Here is a 16,101-nt window from a genome sequence, read left to right as displayed (position 1 = left end):
GAAATATGTCAGTGAAAGTCGCATTTATAGGATTAGGCGTCATGGGGTATCCAATGGCTGGGCATTTGCAAAAGGCGGGTTACCAAGTCACGGTATACAATCGTACCACCAGCAAAGCCGAAAAATGGGCCGCTGAGTATGCTGGCAACTTTGCAGTTACACCTAAAGATGCAGCGACTGACTGTGATTTTGTGTTTATGTGTGTTGGCAATGATGACGATTTACGCTCAGTCGTATATGGCGAGAGTGGTGTGTTAGCGGGGGTAAAGCCGGGTGCGGTGATAGTTGACCATACGACAACATCTGCAAAAGTTGCCCGTGAAATAGCGCAAGAAGCCAGAAAATTACAAGTTGAATTCTTAGATGCCCCTGTATCTGGTGGTCAGGCTGGTGCAGAAAATGGCGTGTTAACGGTGATGGTTGGAGGAGGCGAAAGTACGTTTGAAAAAGCACAACCAATCATGGCCGCGTTTGCTCGCTTTAGCCAATTAATTGGAGAAGTGGGTGCTGGGCAGCTTTGTAAAATGGTCAATCAGATTTGTATCGCAGGTGTGGTACAGGGGCTCGCAGAAGGCTTACACTTTGCTAAAAAGGCGGGTCTTGATGGTGAAAAGGTAATTGAAACGATTGCTAAGGGTGCAGCTGGCTCTTGGCAAATGGAGAATCGTTATAAAACCATGTTGGCAGGCGAATATGACTTTGGTTTTGCAGTCGATTGGATGAGAAAAGATTTAGGCATTGCACTAGACGAGTCAAGAAGTAACGGCGCAAATTTGGCGCTTACAGCTTTAGTGGATCAATATTATGCGGATGTTCAAGCGCTTGGCGGCAACCGTTTTGATACCTCAAGTCTACTGGCTAGGCTTGACGCTATCCACGACAAAAACAAATAACCTTTCGTTTCTAGTCTAAGTAACTTAAGCTCGGATCTGTCGTTATGGCTGCGCTACATTGGTGATAAATTGCTGATGTAGTGCGCTGAGATTCGCCAATATTGCGCCTTTACCTTTGATATCGCTGCGTTTCAGCACGGCATCAATCGCATCAACGGACTGCAACGTGGCAAGTTTTGATGCCGTTAGCTGGTGGCTAATATGCCAAGGCTCCGCAGCAACTCCCCCTCGATAGCAATCATAAGGCCGGTAGAAACCAAAAGTTGCTAAATGCGCATCAAGCCACAGTGAAAATTCGTGCTGATGTCCATCTTGCTGGTATTCCCATGGTTCTAGTTGTAGTGATTGTCCTGTCGGTACAAGGTTTTTGGCGAACACATCCAGATCAGTACCCAAATGGTGGCGGCTAGCACTAGGTAGGGCGGAGAACAACATAATTGCTTTTACTTTGTCGATGTCTGAGAGGTTGCTCAGTTCTACCTCTTGGTTAGAGATATCAAAAACAGGACGGCGCATCGCAAACTTGCTATTCCAAATCGCTTTTTGCCTTTCAAACCCTCGATATGCGGACGCCATGTAGAATTCAAAACCTGCCTTTTTTGCAGCTTGTGAGAGGGCGTTGAGATCGGAAACGATTGCGCTATGCACATGGCGGCCATGGTAAAAAACCAGATGTGATTCATTAACGCCACAAGCGCTGCATTCAGCGCTTGTAAGCATATAGCGGCTAGGCAAGTAACTTCTCCAAGATCTTTTCATAGACTAAGGCCAATTGATCTAAGTCTTTGCAACTCACGCATTCATCGACTTGATGGATTGTGGCATTAATTGGACCAAGCTCAATTACTTTACATCCCGTTTGGGCAATAAATCGGCCATCAGATGTGCCACCTGAAGTTTCCGGTGTGGTTTGCATTCCCGTCACTTCTTTGATGGCTGCAATCGTCACATCGAGCAATGGGCCTGGCTCTGTTAAAAACGGTAGCCCATTCAGTATCCAATTAAGCTCATAATCAAGTTGATGCTTGTCTAAAATTGCAATAACACGTTGTTTGAGCTCATCGGCTGTAACTTCAGTGCTAAAGCGAAAGTTAAACTGTACTTGCAAAGAGCCCGGTATCACATTGCCAGCTCCAGTTCCGCCATTGATATTGGAAACTTGGAAGCTTGTTGCGGGGAAAAATGCATTCCCTTGATCCCACTCGGTTTGACTGAGTTCAGCAATCGCCGCCGCAGACAAGTGAATGGGGTTTTTAGCGAGATGAGGGTAGGCTACGTGACCTTGTTTTCCAATCACTTTTAGGTGTCCGGTGAGTGAACCGCGACGACCATTTTTTACTACGTCGCCAAGCTCATGACGTGATGAAGGTTCACCAACCAAGCACATATCAATTTTTTCGTTTCGGGCTTCTAATAAATCTACAACTCGAGTTGTGCCGTTCACGAAAGGACCTTCCTCATCAGAGGTTATCAAAAAAGACAATGACCCTTTGTGGTTGGGGTGTTTTTCGATAAACCTTTCCGTTGCCACGACCATAGCTGCAAGTGAGCCTTTCATGTCAGCAGCTCCGCGGCCATGTAACATGTCATTTTCAATCACTGCAGCAAATGGCGGGTGCTGCCATTGGCTCTCGTCACCAACCGGTACTACATCTGTGTGTCCAGCAAAGCAAAAATGTGGTCCGCTGTCGCCTTTTCGTGCCCACGTGTTGAGCGTATCAACAAAGAAGTGTTCTTCGATGGTAAAGCCAAGCTTTGCCAAGCGTTCATTTATTAATTGTTGGCAACCAGCATCATCAGGTGTAACAGAAGCCCTTTGGATCAGAGCTTGAGCGAGCTTAACTACTTCGCTCATTAGGCAAAAATCTCATCATACTGTGCAGCTTTAAAACCCAAGTGATATTGACCTTGGTACTGCAAAATAGGACGTTTTATCATGGCTGGTGTCGCCAAAAGGTGTTGTTTCGCTGACTGCGCATCGAGATTTTGTTTTTGTTCTTCACTAAGCGCTCGGTATGTGGTCCCGCGTTTGTTTAACACGTTTTCCCAGCCAAGTTGGTCAATAAAAGCGGTGAGTAGAGCTTCGTCTAATCCATCTTTGCGGTAGTCGTGAAAGGTGAATTCGATATTGTTGTCTTGAAGATATTTTTTGGCTTTTTTAATGGTATCGCAGTTGCTGATCCCATACATTGTGATTGTCATAAAGCACACGCCCTTGCAATTGTGATTATCGGCTCTTTGGCCGCAGATACTTGTTTTAAAGGATAATAACACGCACCAAGCTTTTGTGCATTGAGTAGCACAATGGCGGCCATGGTTTTTGCTTCACTGAGTGGAATATCAAAAAAGCATAGCGGCTCTCCAAGCTTTACCGTGGTTTTGCCAAAGCTGTTTGCTTTGAGATATTCGGGTTTGGCAAATTCATTGCCGATTTCTAAGCTCAGTAACATTTTTAAGCCGTTATTGGCGTGTAAAATGTATTCGCAGTTATTTTTTCTGATCTGGATTAGTTTTCCGTTACAAGGAGATAGCAGCAAAGGCACGCGCATTTGTACACAAACACCAATCCCTAACATACCTGACGCAATCGCCGCGTTTGGATATGTACTTAGCGGTAAGACTTTACCAGAAAAGGGACTTGGAATATGGGCAATAGGGTTTGCGATTTGGGATATTGGCCGATATTGGATTGGTGGTGAGAGTTCAATCAAAGTAATAAATATCCATCTTTTTTAAGTGCTTGCATCGCTTGCTGGATTTGGCTTTCTTTTACCAGAATGTAATCGGTATCGTACGTTGATAACGTAAAAATAGAGACGTTGGACTTTGCTAGCACACCAGAAATATTGGCCATAATTCCCGTAAGCGAAAACCCCAGCGGGCCCACGACTTCCAATGCTCTCCAATGACTTTCAGCCGCGAGGCTACTGACTGCGATATCTGACGCGCAAACTATAGAGAGTTCATCCTCAGTTTTGGCAATAAAAAAGATTTCACTGTTTAACACTGCTTGTGGAACAGCGTCATCGCAATCCAAGCTATGTATCGTAAATTCTTGTTTGAGCAATTGCAGCGTTTGCTTTGACATTACCAACCCTTGTTTTTGGAAAAATACCAATTGGTATAATTCATAGTATAGCGAAGTCAATTTAAAGACCAGAGCGTTCGCCTGAATTCTAGGCAAAAGAAAGGATTAGTGAGATGAAAAAGAAAAGGGCTCATGCATTGAGCCCTTGGTATAAAGATTATTCTTCAATTTGTGTTGCCTGAATAGCAGTCAAGGCAATGGTGTATACTATGTCATCAACCAAAGCCCCGCGGCTTAGGTCGTTAACAGGCTTACGCATACCTTGTAACATAGGTCCGATGCTAACAAGTTCAGCACTTCGCTGCACCGCCTTGTATGTGGTGTTACCTGTATTTAAATCTGGGAAGACAAATACCGTTGCTTTACCAGCGACTTTGCTGTTTGGCGCTTTTTTACGTGCGACATTTTCCATAATGGCGGCATCATATTGCAGCGGCCCGTCAATATCGAGATCAGGGCGTTTCTTTTGTGCGATCTCGGTGGCTTCACGCACTTTTTCTACATCTGCACCTTGTCCAGATGTTCCTGTGCTGTAGCTGATCATGGCAACGCGAGGTTCAATGCCGAATGCTGCAGCGGAATCTGCAGATTGAATTGCAATATCGGCTAACTGTTCTGCCGTTGGATCAGGGTTAATTGCACAGTCACCGTATACTAGCACTTGGTCCGGTAGCAGCATGAAAAATACTGAGCTTACCAACGACGCGCCTGGTGCCGTTTTGATTAACTGCAGGGGTGGGCGAATAGTATTGGCGGTGGTATTTACCGCACCAGATACTAAGCCATCAACTTGGCCTTCGGCTAACATCATGGTGCCGAGCACGACGTTATCTTGCAGTTGCTCTGCCGCAACGACCTCGGTTAGGCCTTTGTTTTTACGTAGCTCAACCATAGGCGCAATGTACTTTTGCAGCTCTTCTTCAGGAGATAAGATAGTCACGTTTTCATTAAGCTCAACACCTTGTTGCTGTGCGATACGTTCAATCTCTTCTCTATCTCCAAGCAGTACGGTTTTAGCGATATTTCGCGCACCACAGATAGCAGCCGCTTTAATTGTTCTCGGCTCATTACCTTCAGGCAGCACAATGGTTTTGCTCGCACGCCTAGCTAAATCAGTCAGCAGGTAACGAAACGCAGGAGGGGAGAGTTTGCGGGTTTTTGCGACCCCTTTGGCCAAACTTTCCAGCCACTCGCTATCGATGTGACGGGCGTTGTGCTGCTTTACGCGCTCGATGCGCTGCTCGTCATCGCTGGGTACTTCCATATTGAAATTGTGTAATAGCAAAGAAGTGCGCCAAGTATCAGCCTCAGTAGCAAGGATAGGTAGACCTGTATCCATCGCTTGCTCGCATAAGGTCATGATCTTCTCTTCTGGTTTGAATCCACCAGTTAACAAGATAGCGCCAATCTTGGTGCCATTCATGGCCGATAAACACGCAGCGACTAAGATATCTGAACGATCGCCAGGAGTAACTAACAGGGCACCTGGCGTAAAGTGGTTAAGAATGTTCGATACCGTTCTTGCACAAAAAGTAACACGGCGCAGACGACGGTGCTCCATATCACCCGCATTGATGATTTCGGCTTTTAAATAATTGCTTAAGTCGATAACTCGCGGCGCTACTAAGTCAAAGTCCCATGGTATGGCACCTAAAAGTTGAAATGGGTGTTTTCTGAAAATAGGTAGCGATGCCAAACGATTCATCTCGTTTTCAAGTTCTTCTGGTTTGTATTGATCAACCAGATCGGCGCGCGCTCTGCCATCTTCATCCAGCGGTGCATTCACTTTATTGAAAATACACCCCAATACGCGAGGGTGGTTTACACCGCCATAATTGCCAGCAGCAATCTCTAAGCGGTCTTCAAGCTCGTCGATAGAGTCATTACCCGGCGTTAAGACAAACACGATATCTGCACCTAGTGTTTGCGCAATCTCGCGGTTTACACGGCCAGCGTAAGGTTGACGACGGGTAGGAACCATTCCTTCAATGATGGCAACTTCATCGTCTTGTACTGTGCCTTCAAAGCGCTCCACAATTTCTTCCAACAAATCATCGCCTTTACCATCACCTATCATTTGCTCAGCGTAGCTCAGCCCAAACGGCGTGGGTGGGGCAATAGTAGAACCTTGCTGAACGATGAGTGTTGACTTTTCAGGGCCGACTTCATCTTTGCGAGGTTGTGCAATTGGCTTAAAGAAATTTACTTTTACCGCTTTTTGTTCCAGTGCTCGGACGATTCCTACAGACACCGACGTCAAACCAACGCCCGTAGAAATGGGAATAAGCATAATACGACGACCCATCATTACACTCCTTTAGCAAGCGTGGCTGCATCGTTGGCAATCACCCACTCTTCATTGGTTGGGATGACCATAGCGACAGGAGAGTGAGACTCATCAGTGATCACACCTTGATTACCAAAGCGTGCGTTGAGGTTACACTCTTTATTGATATGCATGCCAAGGAAGTTAAGCTGGTTTACTACTTTTTCACGGATAACATCAGAGTTTTCGCCAATTCCACCGGTAAATACAAGTGCATCTAAACCGTTTAGTGGTACCAAGAAGCTAGCAATTTGTTTGGCTAAACGATAACAGAAAATATCAAGCGCCAGTGTTGCTTGAGGGTGGCTTTCCTGCGCTGCTTCTTCAATCGTTCGGCAATCGTTAGAAAGCTCACTAATACCTAAAAGGCCACTTTGTTTATTCAACAAGGTGTCAATTTGCTGTGTTGAATAGTTAAGGTGATTAACTAAAAACGAGAATAAGCCCGGATCAATATCACCACTTCGGGTGCCCATCACTAGACCTTCTAATGGAGTTAAGCCCATGCTGGTGTCCACCGATTTACCGTCTTTAATTGCGGTAACGGAACAACCATTGCCTAAGTGTGCGGTAATAATACGAGATGGCTTATCTTTTAAGCCTAAAATCTCGATGGCCTGCGCCGATACATAAGCATGGCTGGTGCCGTGGAAACCGTAACGTCTAACACCATGCTCACGATATAGTGAATAGGGTAGAGCATAAAGGTACGCTGTTTGATCCATACTTTGATGGAAAGCCGTATCAAAGACAGCAATTTGCGGTAGATGCGCAAATGCGGCTTGAGCTGCGCGGATACCTAGTAGGTTAGCTGGATTATGTAAAGGTGCCAGACTAGCCGTTTCTTGGATAGCATTTATAACGGAGTCATCGATAATGACAGATTGTGTAAAGCGCTCACCGCCGTGTACCACGCGGTGGCCGACAGCGACAAGATTTGCGTCTAACGCGAGATCTTTGATGAGTTTTACAAGCGTTGTGATCGCAACTTGGTGCGCATCACCACTATTGAGGGGCACGATTTCCTTGTTGCCTTGGAACTTATATTTAATTTGTGGTGATTGTTCAGCTAGGCGTTCAGCCAGACCTGATAATATCTCCTCTCCCGTTGCGTTATCGATGATTGCAAACTTAAGACTGGAGCTTCCACAATTAAGAACCAAAACATGCTGAGATGACATAATGACTTTCCGTTTTGACAATAACAGTTATTGCGTATTAAGCTTAAAGCTATAGCGCATATAAGCTACGCATTTAGACTAAGGTATAGTTGACAGTAAAGACGTCGATTTTACCTCATTTTTTATATAAAAGTTAGCACCTAGGAGTTATGATGCAAAAAAGTCTTATTTCGCAAGTGCAACTTGGACGTCAATACTCGAAAGAGTGGCCTATGCGCAAGGAGTTAGCACCGTTGTTCCCCGAATTTAGGGTGATCAAGGCGACAGAACTTGCTTTAAATACAATGCCTATGCTGGCGGTGTTTACTCTGTTTTTGCAGACCAGCCAATTGGGTTTTCAATATCTGCCGCAAGCCATTGCGATTGCTTTATTCTTTTTATCGCTTCCTGTCCAAGGGTTATTATGGCTTGGTAAAAGAGCTGAAACGCCGTTAAATCCGGCTTTGTATTCTTGGTATACAGAACTGCATCAAAAGATGGTTGCCAATGGCTACGATGCACCCCTGTCCTCAAGAAAGCCTAGATATAGAGATTTAGCGCGATTGCTAAAAGATATGTTCGATAAAATGGACAAAGCGTTTACGCAAGAAAATCTGTAGTTTCTGTTTGCCTGCCTACCAAGCAAGTAGGCAGCGATTTGCTCATAATGGGTGAGCTGATGTAGGGTTACATGCGCTGATATTGGTTTATCAAAAACGAGAGCGTGATTTCGATATGGTCCATCTTCTGTAATCTGTCCATGTGTTGTTGCTTAAATTTCCAAGCAAATGGCGTCATCATGATTAAGTGTTCAACACACTCAAATTCCATTCTGTGTGTTTGTTGTAATTTAGTCCGTTCAACCAATTCAAACCCTTGTGGTGTTTCTGGTGCCTTGTGTAGCTTTACATTGTCATAAATCAGAGACTTGAGTTCGAATAGATGATGCTCGCCGGGTGAGACGACATACAAACTGCCTGATGGTTTGCATAGACGGGCGAGCTCCTCGGCGAACACTGGCGCAAAAATACTCACAATCACATCTGCAAATTCATTTTCAAAAGGAGCCTCTTTGATGGAGGCTACGCTAAATTCTACTTGAGGATAGCGTTTAGCGGCATAGCGGACAGCAGGCTTTGCGATATCGACCCCGTAGACTTTGGCATTCTCGCAGCGATTTGCGATTTCATGGGTGTAAAAGCCTTCACCACACCCTAAGTCCAGCAGGGTAGCCGGCGCTTTTTCAGAGACGATTTGTGCAAGCCTATCACGTAGAAAATGATAATGATCGGTTTCGAAGAATGCCCGACGCGCCGCAACCATTTCTTGGTTGTCGCCCGGCTGTTTTGATTTTTTATTTTGCACGGGTAGTAAGTTGACATAGCCTTCTTTGGCAATATCAAAGTGATGATTATTATTGCAGCTGTAGCTTGCACCACCTTGATATAAAGGCAGTTTACACAGTGGACAGCGGTAGTGGGAGATCATTTGTCTAAGTATTCCCTATCAAAAAAAGTTTTTACCCAATGTGGGCGATATGTAATGAGTAAGGTGATGGCCATGCCGTTTAACATGGCTTCAGGGAACCACATTATGACGGCAAAATGGAGATAATTGTCTGCCAACTGATACCAAGTATAGGCATCGATTGCATAATAATAGAATGCGCTTAGAAGTATCTTTAAACAGCCCACCGTACCTGCGAAAATAAATGCACAAACAAAAATATAAACGAAAAAGTGCCGCGGTAAATGATGATAGCAAAGGGCAAAAAGTCCATAGCTTAAGTAGACAGGTATCAGTGCAGTAAACAGCCAAAAATTACCAAACTCCACCAAGGTAAAAGCACTAAAGTAACTATGGACGAGGCAGGCCAAAGTTGCACTCAACGCACCCAGTCGCCAACCTAAAATTAACGTTACTGCTGTTATTCCAAGAATATGAATGTTCAGCTCAGGTAAAATGCCTGCTTTTATTTGCCACAGTAACGTGAGGACAACCGCACAACTTAATACGCCAGTTTGTCTGGCAGGTACTTGTAGTAATTGCTGATATTCTTTGCGATGAAAACTGAGTAAAAATAACCCAAGGGCAGCGATAAACGTCACGTTTCTATCCAGTTTTTAAATTTGGTGATTTTGCTCTATGCCGAGCACTGTATTTACAGTCTCGGCGGAAAAAGCAGATGATTAAATGTCGAAAGTTGCCCAAATTGGTGCGTGATCCGAGGGCTTATCAATTCCTCTCAATTCGTAATCTATGTCACTTTCAATACATTTCGCAGTTAATGGAGCGGTTGCTAAAACCACATCTATGCGCAGACCTCGGTTATCATCAAACCCTTTTGAGCGGTAGTCAAACCACGAATACTTTTCGGTTGCATCAGGTGTCAGCACTCTAAATGTATCTTTAAAGCCCCAATCTAGCAGTGTTTTTAACCACTCGCGCTCTTCTGGTTGGAACGAGCACTTACCCGTCTTTAACCAACGCTTGCGGTTTTGCTCACCAATACCAATATCCGCATCCAATGGAGAAATATTAATATCGCCCATGACTACAAGGTTAGATTGAGGATCGGCAAAATCATTTAAGTGGGTCATGAGATCTGCATAAAATTGTCTTTTATACGGAAATTTTGTTTCATGGCTGATGTTATCACCTTGAGGGAAGTAACCATTCATAACGGTAACTTCGTTACCTGAATCACTTTCAAACGTACCGCTGATCATACGACGTTGTGATTCATCAGTATCCGTAGCGAAGCCTTTTTGGATAGCTTTTGCAGGTTTCTTGGAGAGTAGTGCCACACCGTAATGCGCCTTTTGACCATGGAAGTAAACATGGTAGCCAAGTGCTTCTACATCGTCGATAGGAAAAGCTTCGTCATGGACTTTAATTTCTTGCAGTCCAATGACATCAGGTTGGTGTTTTTCAATCAATGCCTGTAATTGATGTAGTCTAGCTCTGAGGCCGTTTATATTAAACGAAACAATTTTCATAGCGCTCTCTTTAGATTCTTGCTGTTATTTGGCAAAGTTTATCACTTAAAAACGAGAGGGTCAGCGCTTGGGTGAAATTACTTATTTAGTCAGCTGACAAGCATGTTGGCAGTTGTTAAATTTTGCACAAGTTTAGCGAGAGGATAACGAGGATTTTAGCTTAGTGTAAATAGATCATTAAATAACCAAAATTGCATGATTTAGCTGTTTACTTATTCGTCGTTGTAATTATAATCCGCGCCGAATCGTTCAATTGGGGTATATTATGCTTAAATCTCTCTCTTTCTTTGGTCTTGTTTCTTTGGTTTCTACAACAGCTTTCGCTTCACAGGTTGAGTTCACTCAAGCTGACGCATCACCAGCGACAAAAGTATGTGCTGTTGCAGCAGAGCAAGGTTTCAGTGCAGCACGTAAAGAAGCTGCATCACTAGGCCTATTTATTTCTCGCTTCTCACCAAGCATCCACTGTAATGGTGAAGATATTCGTGAGTTTGCAAAAGCAGCGAAGCGCTCGCAAAAGCAAGAAAAGAAAGTGGAGCTAATTGCTGAAAAGTCAGATACAGCAACTGAGTTATGCTTAGATGCAGTACGTCACGGCGTTAATCACCTACGTTTGAATAACCAACAGGTTCGCAACTTACGTTGTAACGATATGCCTGTTAAGCAATTTGTAAGAGAATTCAGAAACGCAGCAATTTAATCAAGTTGATGTGAATAGAAGGGGCGTTAAGCCCCTTTTTTATTGGTTGTTATTTAGTTTTGCATCACGGTATTTGATGTAACAAACTAAAGCTGCCAAGCCCGCAACAGGGACCGTAATCATACTTACCCAACCACCTGTGTATAAAATTGCTAGTGGCATACCAAAATCATAGCCGGCGACAATACAATCTGAGCTAGCACTTTCTGCAACATGGCAGTGAAGAATTTCAGCGATAAGCTCCGCAAGAAGTAAACCAAGCAAGGGTGTAAAGGCTATTAAGCAAAGACCTATCGTTAATAGCTTCAATCTTTGTCGTGACATGAACATTTCCTTATTAGTCATTTCAGGTGATTGTGCCCCCGATAGATTAACCTAGGCTGATAATACCGATTTCACTTAGTCATGCTCAATGCCTATATGGATGTAGTGATCTCGCTTGCAAAACAGCATACCAGCCAAAAATTATTATTTTAACGTAATGAGGGTGGTGGAGTTGTACAGTCAGGAGAAAACCAAAAGTCGTCTGAGGCTGAAGTCCATTCGTCACCACATACACCTAGTTGCTCACCTTCAACATCGGCACAGGCATCGTGATTCAAGCAATCTTGGGTATATTGACCATCACCAAACATTGGACAACCCGCACCACATCTAGCTGCACAAAAGCCATGACCACCGACGATATAATTTTTTGTCTTTACAGACGAGTTGGTAATATCCCAAACAGCAGTCTTTGATTTACCCATATACGCACAGAGATCAGTCCAATCTTGTGCACTGATTTTGCTCTCTATTTGCTGATCAATTGCTTCACCTAATGGATAGGTAGATAAAAATTCGAAGAATTTTAAGAGTGCAAGTTTCGACTCCTTATCTAGAGTTGATTGGCTTTTCATAATCAAACCACTATTAAGCTCTACGTCGTGTAGCATATTCTTTATGTCGGCACGAAGTGCTGGGGTATTAATAAGAGGTTTATTATTGATATCAGTACCAGTTATCTTAACTTGTTTTTTAACTTGATTGAGTAACAAAGCATAGTGATTGCCCTGATATTTGATAGATGCGGAAATAGTATCAAGCAAGTCATTGGATACTGAAAACTCGATTGGAGAATGCATGCCTTTCTGATCAAACGACTCTGTTTTAACGCTATGTTGAGCCTGGATAACTCCTTTAATCCCGTTTTCAGTGAGATAAATTGTAGTATTATCATTCATAGCAAAGGTAAAACTAGAGAACAAAAATGCTGCCATAATGACAGTTGAAAACAGATATTTCATATTAAATCCTTTTTTAAATTAATAATCGTAATATTTAAGCAGGAGAACCTTTGGTTAACCTGGTTTACAATTTTGTTTCAATTTGGATGTTTGTCAAGTCTGAGCTATAAATAGTTTTGTTCTTTTTTATCTAATAATGAGTTGTTTGCTTTAATTAGATTCTTAAAATAGTATCAGTTAATTACCTTTACTTATTTAGCTTAATAAAACTATCTCCCAGTTTTTTCCTTACAATCCTTTGCTATAATCTGCACAATTTTGGTAATAGACACTGATCTCCAATGACATTTAGCGAGTTACAACTTCACCCTGAACTACTAAGCGCAATTACTGAGCTTGGGTTTGAGTCACCCACACCAATTCAAGAAAAGAGTATTCCACTTCTGCTCAGTGGTTGTGATTTAATTGCAAGTGCCCAAACTGGAACCGGTAAGACTGCCGCCTTCATGCTGCCGATTTTGCACTCCATGCTGATAGGCGCCACGCAAGGTGAGAAATCGGTTAAGGCATTGATATTAACGCCGACTCGTGAGCTGGCACAGCAGGTTGCAGAGCACACTGAAAAGTTAGTGGTGAACACCAGTTTAAATGTCGTGTGCTTATATGGCGGTGCAAATATTGGCCCGCAAGAAAAGCGCTTAAGAGCGGGTGTAGACGTAGTAGTTGCGACACCTGGGCGTTTACTTGACCACCTAATCAAAGGCACATTAACACTCAAAAATATTCAACACTTGGTCTTCGATGAAGCAGATCGCATGTTAGATATGGGGTTTATGGGGGAAATTAAGCGGATCATGCGCACTATGCCGCTTAAGCGTCAAACATTGCTATTTTCAGCTACGGTTGACGATGCTGTGTTATCCCAAGTAAAGCCTTGGTTGAACGACCCTAAGCGAGTAGGAGTTGAATCCCAGAACAGCACCGCAAGCACAGTTACGCAAACTTTCTATTCGGTAGACGAAGATCGCAAACGTGAATTGATCGCCCACTTGATTGGCAAAAATAATTGGCATCAGGTACTGGTGTTTACTCGCACAAAAAATAGTGCTGATAGCTACGCAAAAGAATTGAATAAGGATGGCCTTAAAACCGCAGCGATCCACGGTGATAAGTCTCAAGGCGCGCGTGACAAAGCGCTATCTCAATTCAAATCAGGTGAAATTCGCGTCTTGGTCGCAACGGATGTAGCAGCTCGTGGCATTGACATTGACTCGCTAAACTATGTCTTCAATGCTGAGTTACCCTATGTTGCTGAAGACTATGTGCACCGTATCGGCCGTAGTGGTCGTGCTGGACAAAACGGCCAAGCCATTTCGCTTGTGAGTATTGATGAACAGTGGCTACTAGAAGAAATAGAAATTTTCTTAGATGAGCGATTTGCGCCGCAATGGCTGCCAGGCTATGAACCTGATTTAACCAAAGAGCCTAAAGACACTCGCCGTAATTCTGGTAAATCTAAGAAGCAAAGAGACAAAAAGCGTATTCTAGGAACAAGAACCAAGCGTAAAAGGAAGTAATGGCTTAGCGCTAAAGCTTATGTTTGGCTTCTCTCATCCAAACATAAGCATCATTGGCCATTAATTGCTAGTAGAGGTTTTGATATAAACAGCTGCCCCAGATGCAGATAAAAACGATAAGTGCGATCAATACGCCTGCAGAGCCCAAGTCCTTGGCAAGCCCCGACAGTGGATGGATTTCTAAACCGACTCTATCAATTGTTGCTTCAATAGCGGTATTCACTATCTCAGCAAACATCACAAACAGCGTTGCACAAAACAACATAACGCGCTCATAGAGTGAAAGTTCAAGTGTAAACAGCAAAATGATAGTAACCAGCAGTAGAATAAGCTCTTGCCGAAAGGCGGATTCATTTTTTGTGAGCCAATTAAACGCTCTAAATGAGTGTCCAAGCGCCAGCAATAGTCGTTTTGCTCCAGTTGGCTTATTGGTGTTATCAAAATGCATTAGTTTCTCCATTAGTTGCGAGTAATTGAGTTCGACAGGTTGCGAATATGTCATTTTTGGACTGATAGGTTTTCGAATTAACTTGGGTTAAGCCAATTAACGTATCGTAGATATTGTCATGAGAAAGGGGTTGCTGTTTTACAGCGTCAATGCAACCACTGTAGCTTTTATTTGTTAGGCGATTACTCCAATAAATCATCGGGATCTGGGTTTGCTCTTTAGGTGCTAGACGATATGGAAAGCCATGTAAATATAATCCGGTTTCACCAAGTGATTCGCCATGATCGGAAACATAGAGCATGTTGACTGTTTCTGCGTCTAACGAAGACAGTTGTGTAATGATTTTGTGCAACACTAAATCTGTGTAAGCGATGGTATTGTCATAGGTGTTCACTAATTCTTGAGGCGTACAATTTTGGATATCGCTACGCTGGCAATCTGGGAGGAATTTTTGCTGCGTTTTAGGGTAGCGGCGGTAATAAGTTGGGCCATGCGAGCCAATCATATGTAAGACAACAACAATATTGCTTGTTTGCGCGTTGTTTATGGTAGTCATAAGTGATGGGATTAGTACCTCATCAAAGCAATACTTACCGTCGCACAGCGGGTTATCCTTGTTAGTATCAATCCGATAATTCTCAACCCGATTACATACACCTTTACAACTACTATTATTGTCTATCCAAAACACTTCGGCGCCAGCCCTGTGGATCACATCAAGCACGTTATCTTGGCTCTGAGCAAGACGGCTATTGTAATGTGCTCTATCTAGCCGTGAAAACATACAGGGTACTGAAATTGCTGTCGCTGTGCCACAAGATGACATGTTACTGAAATATTTGATGCCGTCCTGTTTAGTGTATTCGTTAGTATCTATTTTATAGCCTCCATGTGAAAAGTTGCTTGCACGTGCAGTTTCACCAACAACGATAACGGTGATATTAGCACCTGACTTGGAAGCTAAAGCAGGTGTTTTATCTAGTAATCGAAATGGTAATGGAGGATAAAAATAGTTATCTCTCAGGTATTTATATCCTGCAATATAAAATGAAAATGGCGTGATATAGCTTGCGACTTCTTTATTGTTTCTACCAACGGAGGCATAGTTTTGATAAAAGCTAAAGGCTATCAAAGAGATGAAGGTAATTGAAACAAAATTAATGAGTATAAAGGATTTTAGCCTTTGCTTTAGTGGCTGTTTTATTTTGTTTTTTGTCATTAAATAAGCAGGGGTTAAACCCAGGGTTAGTACGAAAATAACTAGGTTTATATTTAAATATGAAAATGCTTCCCCCGTGTCTGTTTCAATAACGTTTTGCATCATGCTTTTATCAAATATGACGCCGTAGTTTATTGATGCGTATAGCAACACACTGGATAGCACAATGGTGATAAATAAAAAAGGCCGTACAAAGGTGATTAAAGAAAACCAACTAAATAGTAACAGTGTCAGGAAAAACAAAAGAATAGGGACAGACGCTAAAAATAGCCAATCGGACCACTCCTGTATTGTAGAAACATTAAAGACTTTGATAATAAATAGGCTATTAAAAGCAATGGTACAATAAAGTGTGGCGAGAACCATCAGGCTGGTATAGCCTGATGGGGAGATATGTTTTAAAAATTTAAACATATCCAACTCCTGACGAGAAAATAAAAACTAAGTTATCTTTATTTTCTATAG

18 protein-coding genes are annotated in these 16,101 nt (G+C 42.9%); 4 read left to right on the top strand and 14 right to left on the bottom strand.

The window, feature by feature from the left end:
• The first annotated feature begins 5 nt into the window (after positions 1 to 5).
• Positions 6 to 893, top strand: a complete 888-nt coding sequence (locus QSH61_RS10980) for an NAD(P)-dependent oxidoreductase (RefSeq protein WP_029215781.1) — start codon at positions 6 to 8, stop codon at positions 891 to 893.
• A gap of 42 nt (positions 894 to 935) precedes the next feature.
• On the opposite strand, the gene QSH61_RS10975 is transcribed toward QSH61_RS10980, so the two are convergent.
• From QSH61_RS10975 to QSH61_RS10945, 7 genes are all read right to left on the bottom strand, one after another.
• Positions 936 to 1,628: a M15 family metallopeptidase gene (locus QSH61_RS10975; RefSeq protein WP_102056990.1), complete on the bottom strand. Its 693-nt coding sequence runs from the start codon at positions 1,626 to 1,628 to the stop codon at positions 936 to 938.
• Complete coding sequence (gene dapE / locus QSH61_RS10970) at positions 1,621 to 2,748, bottom strand: succinyl-diaminopimelate desuccinylase (protein ID WP_206470967.1); 1,128 nt, start codon at positions 2,746 to 2,748, stop codon at positions 1,621 to 1,623. The genes QSH61_RS10975 and dapE overlap by 8 nt, the downstream gene beginning before the upstream one ends.
• A complete protein-coding gene (locus tag QSH61_RS10965) occupies positions 2,748 to 3,095 on the bottom strand; it encodes an ArsC family reductase (RefSeq protein WP_010605050.1) in 348 nt (115 codons plus the stop codon). The genes dapE and QSH61_RS10965 overlap by 1 nt, the downstream gene beginning before the upstream one ends.
• Positions 3,092 to 3,604 carry a PTS glucose transporter subunit IIA gene (locus tag QSH61_RS10960; protein WP_174168711.1) on the bottom strand — a complete coding sequence of 171 codons (513 nt, stop codon included), beginning with the start codon at positions 3,602 to 3,604 and terminating at the stop codon, positions 3,092 to 3,094. The genes QSH61_RS10965 and QSH61_RS10960 overlap by 4 nt, the downstream gene beginning before the upstream one ends.
• On the bottom strand, positions 3,601 to 3,981 hold the full coding sequence (locus tag QSH61_RS10955; protein ID WP_010605048.1) for an ACT domain-containing protein: 381 nt from the start codon (positions 3,979 to 3,981) through the stop codon (positions 3,601 to 3,603). The genes QSH61_RS10960 and QSH61_RS10955 overlap by 4 nt, the downstream gene beginning before the upstream one ends.
• A 157-nt stretch (positions 3,982 to 4,138) precedes the next feature.
• The gene (pta, locus tag QSH61_RS10950; protein ID WP_174169075.1) at positions 4,139 to 6,286 is read right to left on the bottom strand and encodes a phosphate acetyltransferase; all 2,148 of its coding nucleotides are present in this window, start codon (positions 6,284 to 6,286) and stop codon (positions 4,139 to 4,141) included.
• Between the two features lie 2 nt (positions 6,287 to 6,288).
• Positions 6,289 to 7,488 carry an acetate kinase gene (locus tag QSH61_RS10945; RefSeq protein ID WP_174168712.1) on the bottom strand — a complete coding sequence of 400 codons (1,200 nt, stop codon included), beginning with the start codon at positions 7,486 to 7,488 and terminating at the stop codon, positions 6,289 to 6,291.
• 152 nt (positions 7,489 to 7,640) lie between these two features.
• Here QSH61_RS10945 and yfbV point away from each other — a divergent pair, with 152 nt between their 5' ends.
• Entirely contained in the window at positions 7,641 to 8,087 is a 447-nt protein-coding gene (gene yfbV, locus QSH61_RS10940; RefSeq protein ID WP_010605045.1) for a terminus macrodomain insulation protein YfbV, read from the top strand.
• Positions 8,088 to 8,154: 67 nt separating this feature from the next.
• Here yfbV and rlmA read toward each other — a convergent pair whose 3' ends face one another.
• The 3 genes from rlmA to xthA all read right to left on the bottom strand — a co-directional run bounded on the left by rlmA (position 8,155) and on the right by xthA (position 10,466).
• Entirely contained in the window at positions 8,155 to 8,955 is an 801-nt protein-coding gene (gene rlmA / locus QSH61_RS10935) for a 23S rRNA (guanine(745)-N(1))-methyltransferase (RefSeq protein ID WP_206470966.1), read from the bottom strand.
• Entirely contained in the window at positions 8,952 to 9,575 is a 624-nt protein-coding gene (locus tag QSH61_RS10930; protein ID WP_045989339.1) for an energy-coupling factor ABC transporter permease, read from the bottom strand. The genes rlmA and QSH61_RS10930 overlap by 4 nt, the downstream gene beginning before the upstream one ends.
• Positions 9,576 to 9,656: 81 nt before the next feature.
• Entirely contained in the window at positions 9,657 to 10,466 is an 810-nt protein-coding gene (gene xthA / locus QSH61_RS10925) for an exodeoxyribonuclease III (protein ID WP_010605042.1), read from the bottom strand.
• A gap of 265 nt (positions 10,467 to 10,731) precedes the next feature.
• On the opposite strand from xthA, the gene QSH61_RS10920 reads away from it, so the two are divergent.
• On the top strand, positions 10,732 to 11,166 hold the full coding sequence (locus tag QSH61_RS10920) for a hypothetical protein (RefSeq protein WP_010605041.1): 435 nt from the start codon (positions 10,732 to 10,734) through the stop codon (positions 11,164 to 11,166).
• Positions 11,167 to 11,205: 39 nt separating this feature from the next.
• Here QSH61_RS10920 and QSH61_RS10915 read toward each other — a convergent pair whose 3' ends face one another.
• Complete coding sequence (locus QSH61_RS10915) at positions 11,206 to 11,490, bottom strand: hypothetical protein (protein WP_010605040.1); 285 nt, start codon at positions 11,488 to 11,490, stop codon at positions 11,206 to 11,208.
• A gap of 149 nt (positions 11,491 to 11,639) precedes the next feature.
• On the bottom strand, positions 11,640 to 12,452 hold the full coding sequence (locus QSH61_RS10910) for a DUF8213 domain-containing protein (RefSeq protein ID WP_102056985.1): 813 nt from the start codon (positions 12,450 to 12,452) through the stop codon (positions 11,640 to 11,642).
• Between the two features lie 281 nt (positions 12,453 to 12,733).
• Here QSH61_RS10910 and QSH61_RS10905 point away from each other — a divergent pair, with 281 nt between their 5' ends.
• Positions 12,734 to 13,969, top strand: a complete 1,236-nt coding sequence (locus tag QSH61_RS10905) for a DEAD/DEAH box helicase (RefSeq protein WP_174168715.1) — start codon at positions 12,734 to 12,736, stop codon at positions 13,967 to 13,969.
• 67 nt (positions 13,970 to 14,036) lie between these two features.
• On the opposite strand, the gene QSH61_RS10900 is transcribed toward QSH61_RS10905, so the two are convergent.
• Both QSH61_RS10900 and QSH61_RS10895 read right to left on the bottom strand, forming a co-directional pair.
• Entirely contained in the window at positions 14,037 to 14,417 is a 381-nt protein-coding gene (locus tag QSH61_RS10900; protein ID WP_010605037.1) for a diacylglycerol kinase, read from the bottom strand.
• Positions 14,407 to 16,050, bottom strand: coding sequence for a phosphoethanolamine transferase (locus QSH61_RS10895; protein ID WP_206470965.1), 1,644 nt, complete (start codon positions 16,048 to 16,050; stop codon positions 14,407 to 14,409). The genes QSH61_RS10900 and QSH61_RS10895 overlap by 11 nt, the downstream gene beginning before the upstream one ends.
• Between the last annotated feature and the right edge of the window lie 51 nt (positions 16,051 to 16,101).

Source organism: Pseudoalteromonas sp. JC3 (assembly GCF_030291895.1).
Taxonomy (GTDB): domain Bacteria; phylum Pseudomonadota; class Gammaproteobacteria; order Enterobacterales; family Alteromonadaceae; genus Pseudoalteromonas.
Note: the sequence above shows the minus strand (reverse complement) of the source record. Positions and strands in the feature narration are given on the sequence as shown.

Excerpts from the sequence above, each read along its gene's own strand:
- QSH61_RS10980 (WP_029215781.1), top strand. The coding sequence starts at position 6 with ATGTCAGTGAAAGTCGCATTTATAGGATTAGGCGTCATGGGGTATCCA.
- dapE (WP_206470967.1), bottom strand. The coding sequence starts at position 2,748 with ATGAGCGAAGTAGTTAAGCTCGCTCAAGCTCTGATCCAAAGGGCTTCT.
- QSH61_RS10965 (WP_010605050.1), bottom strand. The coding sequence starts at position 3,095 with ATGACAATCACAATGTATGGGATCAGCAACTGCGATACCATTAAAAAA.
- QSH61_RS10955 (WP_010605048.1), bottom strand. The coding sequence starts at position 3,981 with ATGTCAAAGCAAACGCTGCAATTGCTCAAACAAGAATTTACGATACAT.
- pta (WP_174169075.1), bottom strand. The coding sequence starts at position 6,286 with ATGGGTCGTCGTATTATGCTTATTCCCATTTCTACGGGCGTTGGTTTG.
- QSH61_RS10945 (WP_174168712.1), bottom strand. The coding sequence starts at position 7,488 with ATGTCATCTCAGCATGTTTTGGTTCTTAATTGTGGAAGCTCCAGTCTT.
- yfbV (WP_010605045.1), top strand. The coding sequence starts at position 7,641 with ATGCAAAAAAGTCTTATTTCGCAAGTGCAACTTGGACGTCAATACTCG.
- rlmA (WP_206470966.1), bottom strand. The coding sequence starts at position 8,955 with ATGATCTCCCACTACCGCTGTCCACTGTGTAAACTGCCTTTATATCAA.
- xthA (WP_010605042.1), bottom strand. The coding sequence starts at position 10,466 with ATGAAAATTGTTTCGTTTAATATAAACGGCCTCAGAGCTAGACTACAT.
- QSH61_RS10920 (WP_010605041.1), top strand. The coding sequence starts at position 10,732 with ATGCTTAAATCTCTCTCTTTCTTTGGTCTTGTTTCTTTGGTTTCTACA.
- QSH61_RS10915 (WP_010605040.1), bottom strand. The coding sequence starts at position 11,490 with ATGTCACGACAAAGATTGAAGCTATTAACGATAGGTCTTTGCTTAATA.
- QSH61_RS10910 (WP_102056985.1), bottom strand. The coding sequence starts at position 12,452 with ATGAAATATCTGTTTTCAACTGTCATTATGGCAGCATTTTTGTTCTCT.
- QSH61_RS10905 (WP_174168715.1), top strand. The coding sequence starts at position 12,734 with ATGACATTTAGCGAGTTACAACTTCACCCTGAACTACTAAGCGCAATT.
- QSH61_RS10900 (WP_010605037.1), bottom strand. The coding sequence starts at position 14,417 with ATGCATTTTGATAACACCAATAAGCCAACTGGAGCAAAACGACTATTG.
- QSH61_RS10895 (WP_206470965.1), bottom strand. The coding sequence starts at position 16,050 with ATGTTTAAATTTTTAAAACATATCTCCCCATCAGGCTATACCAGCCTG.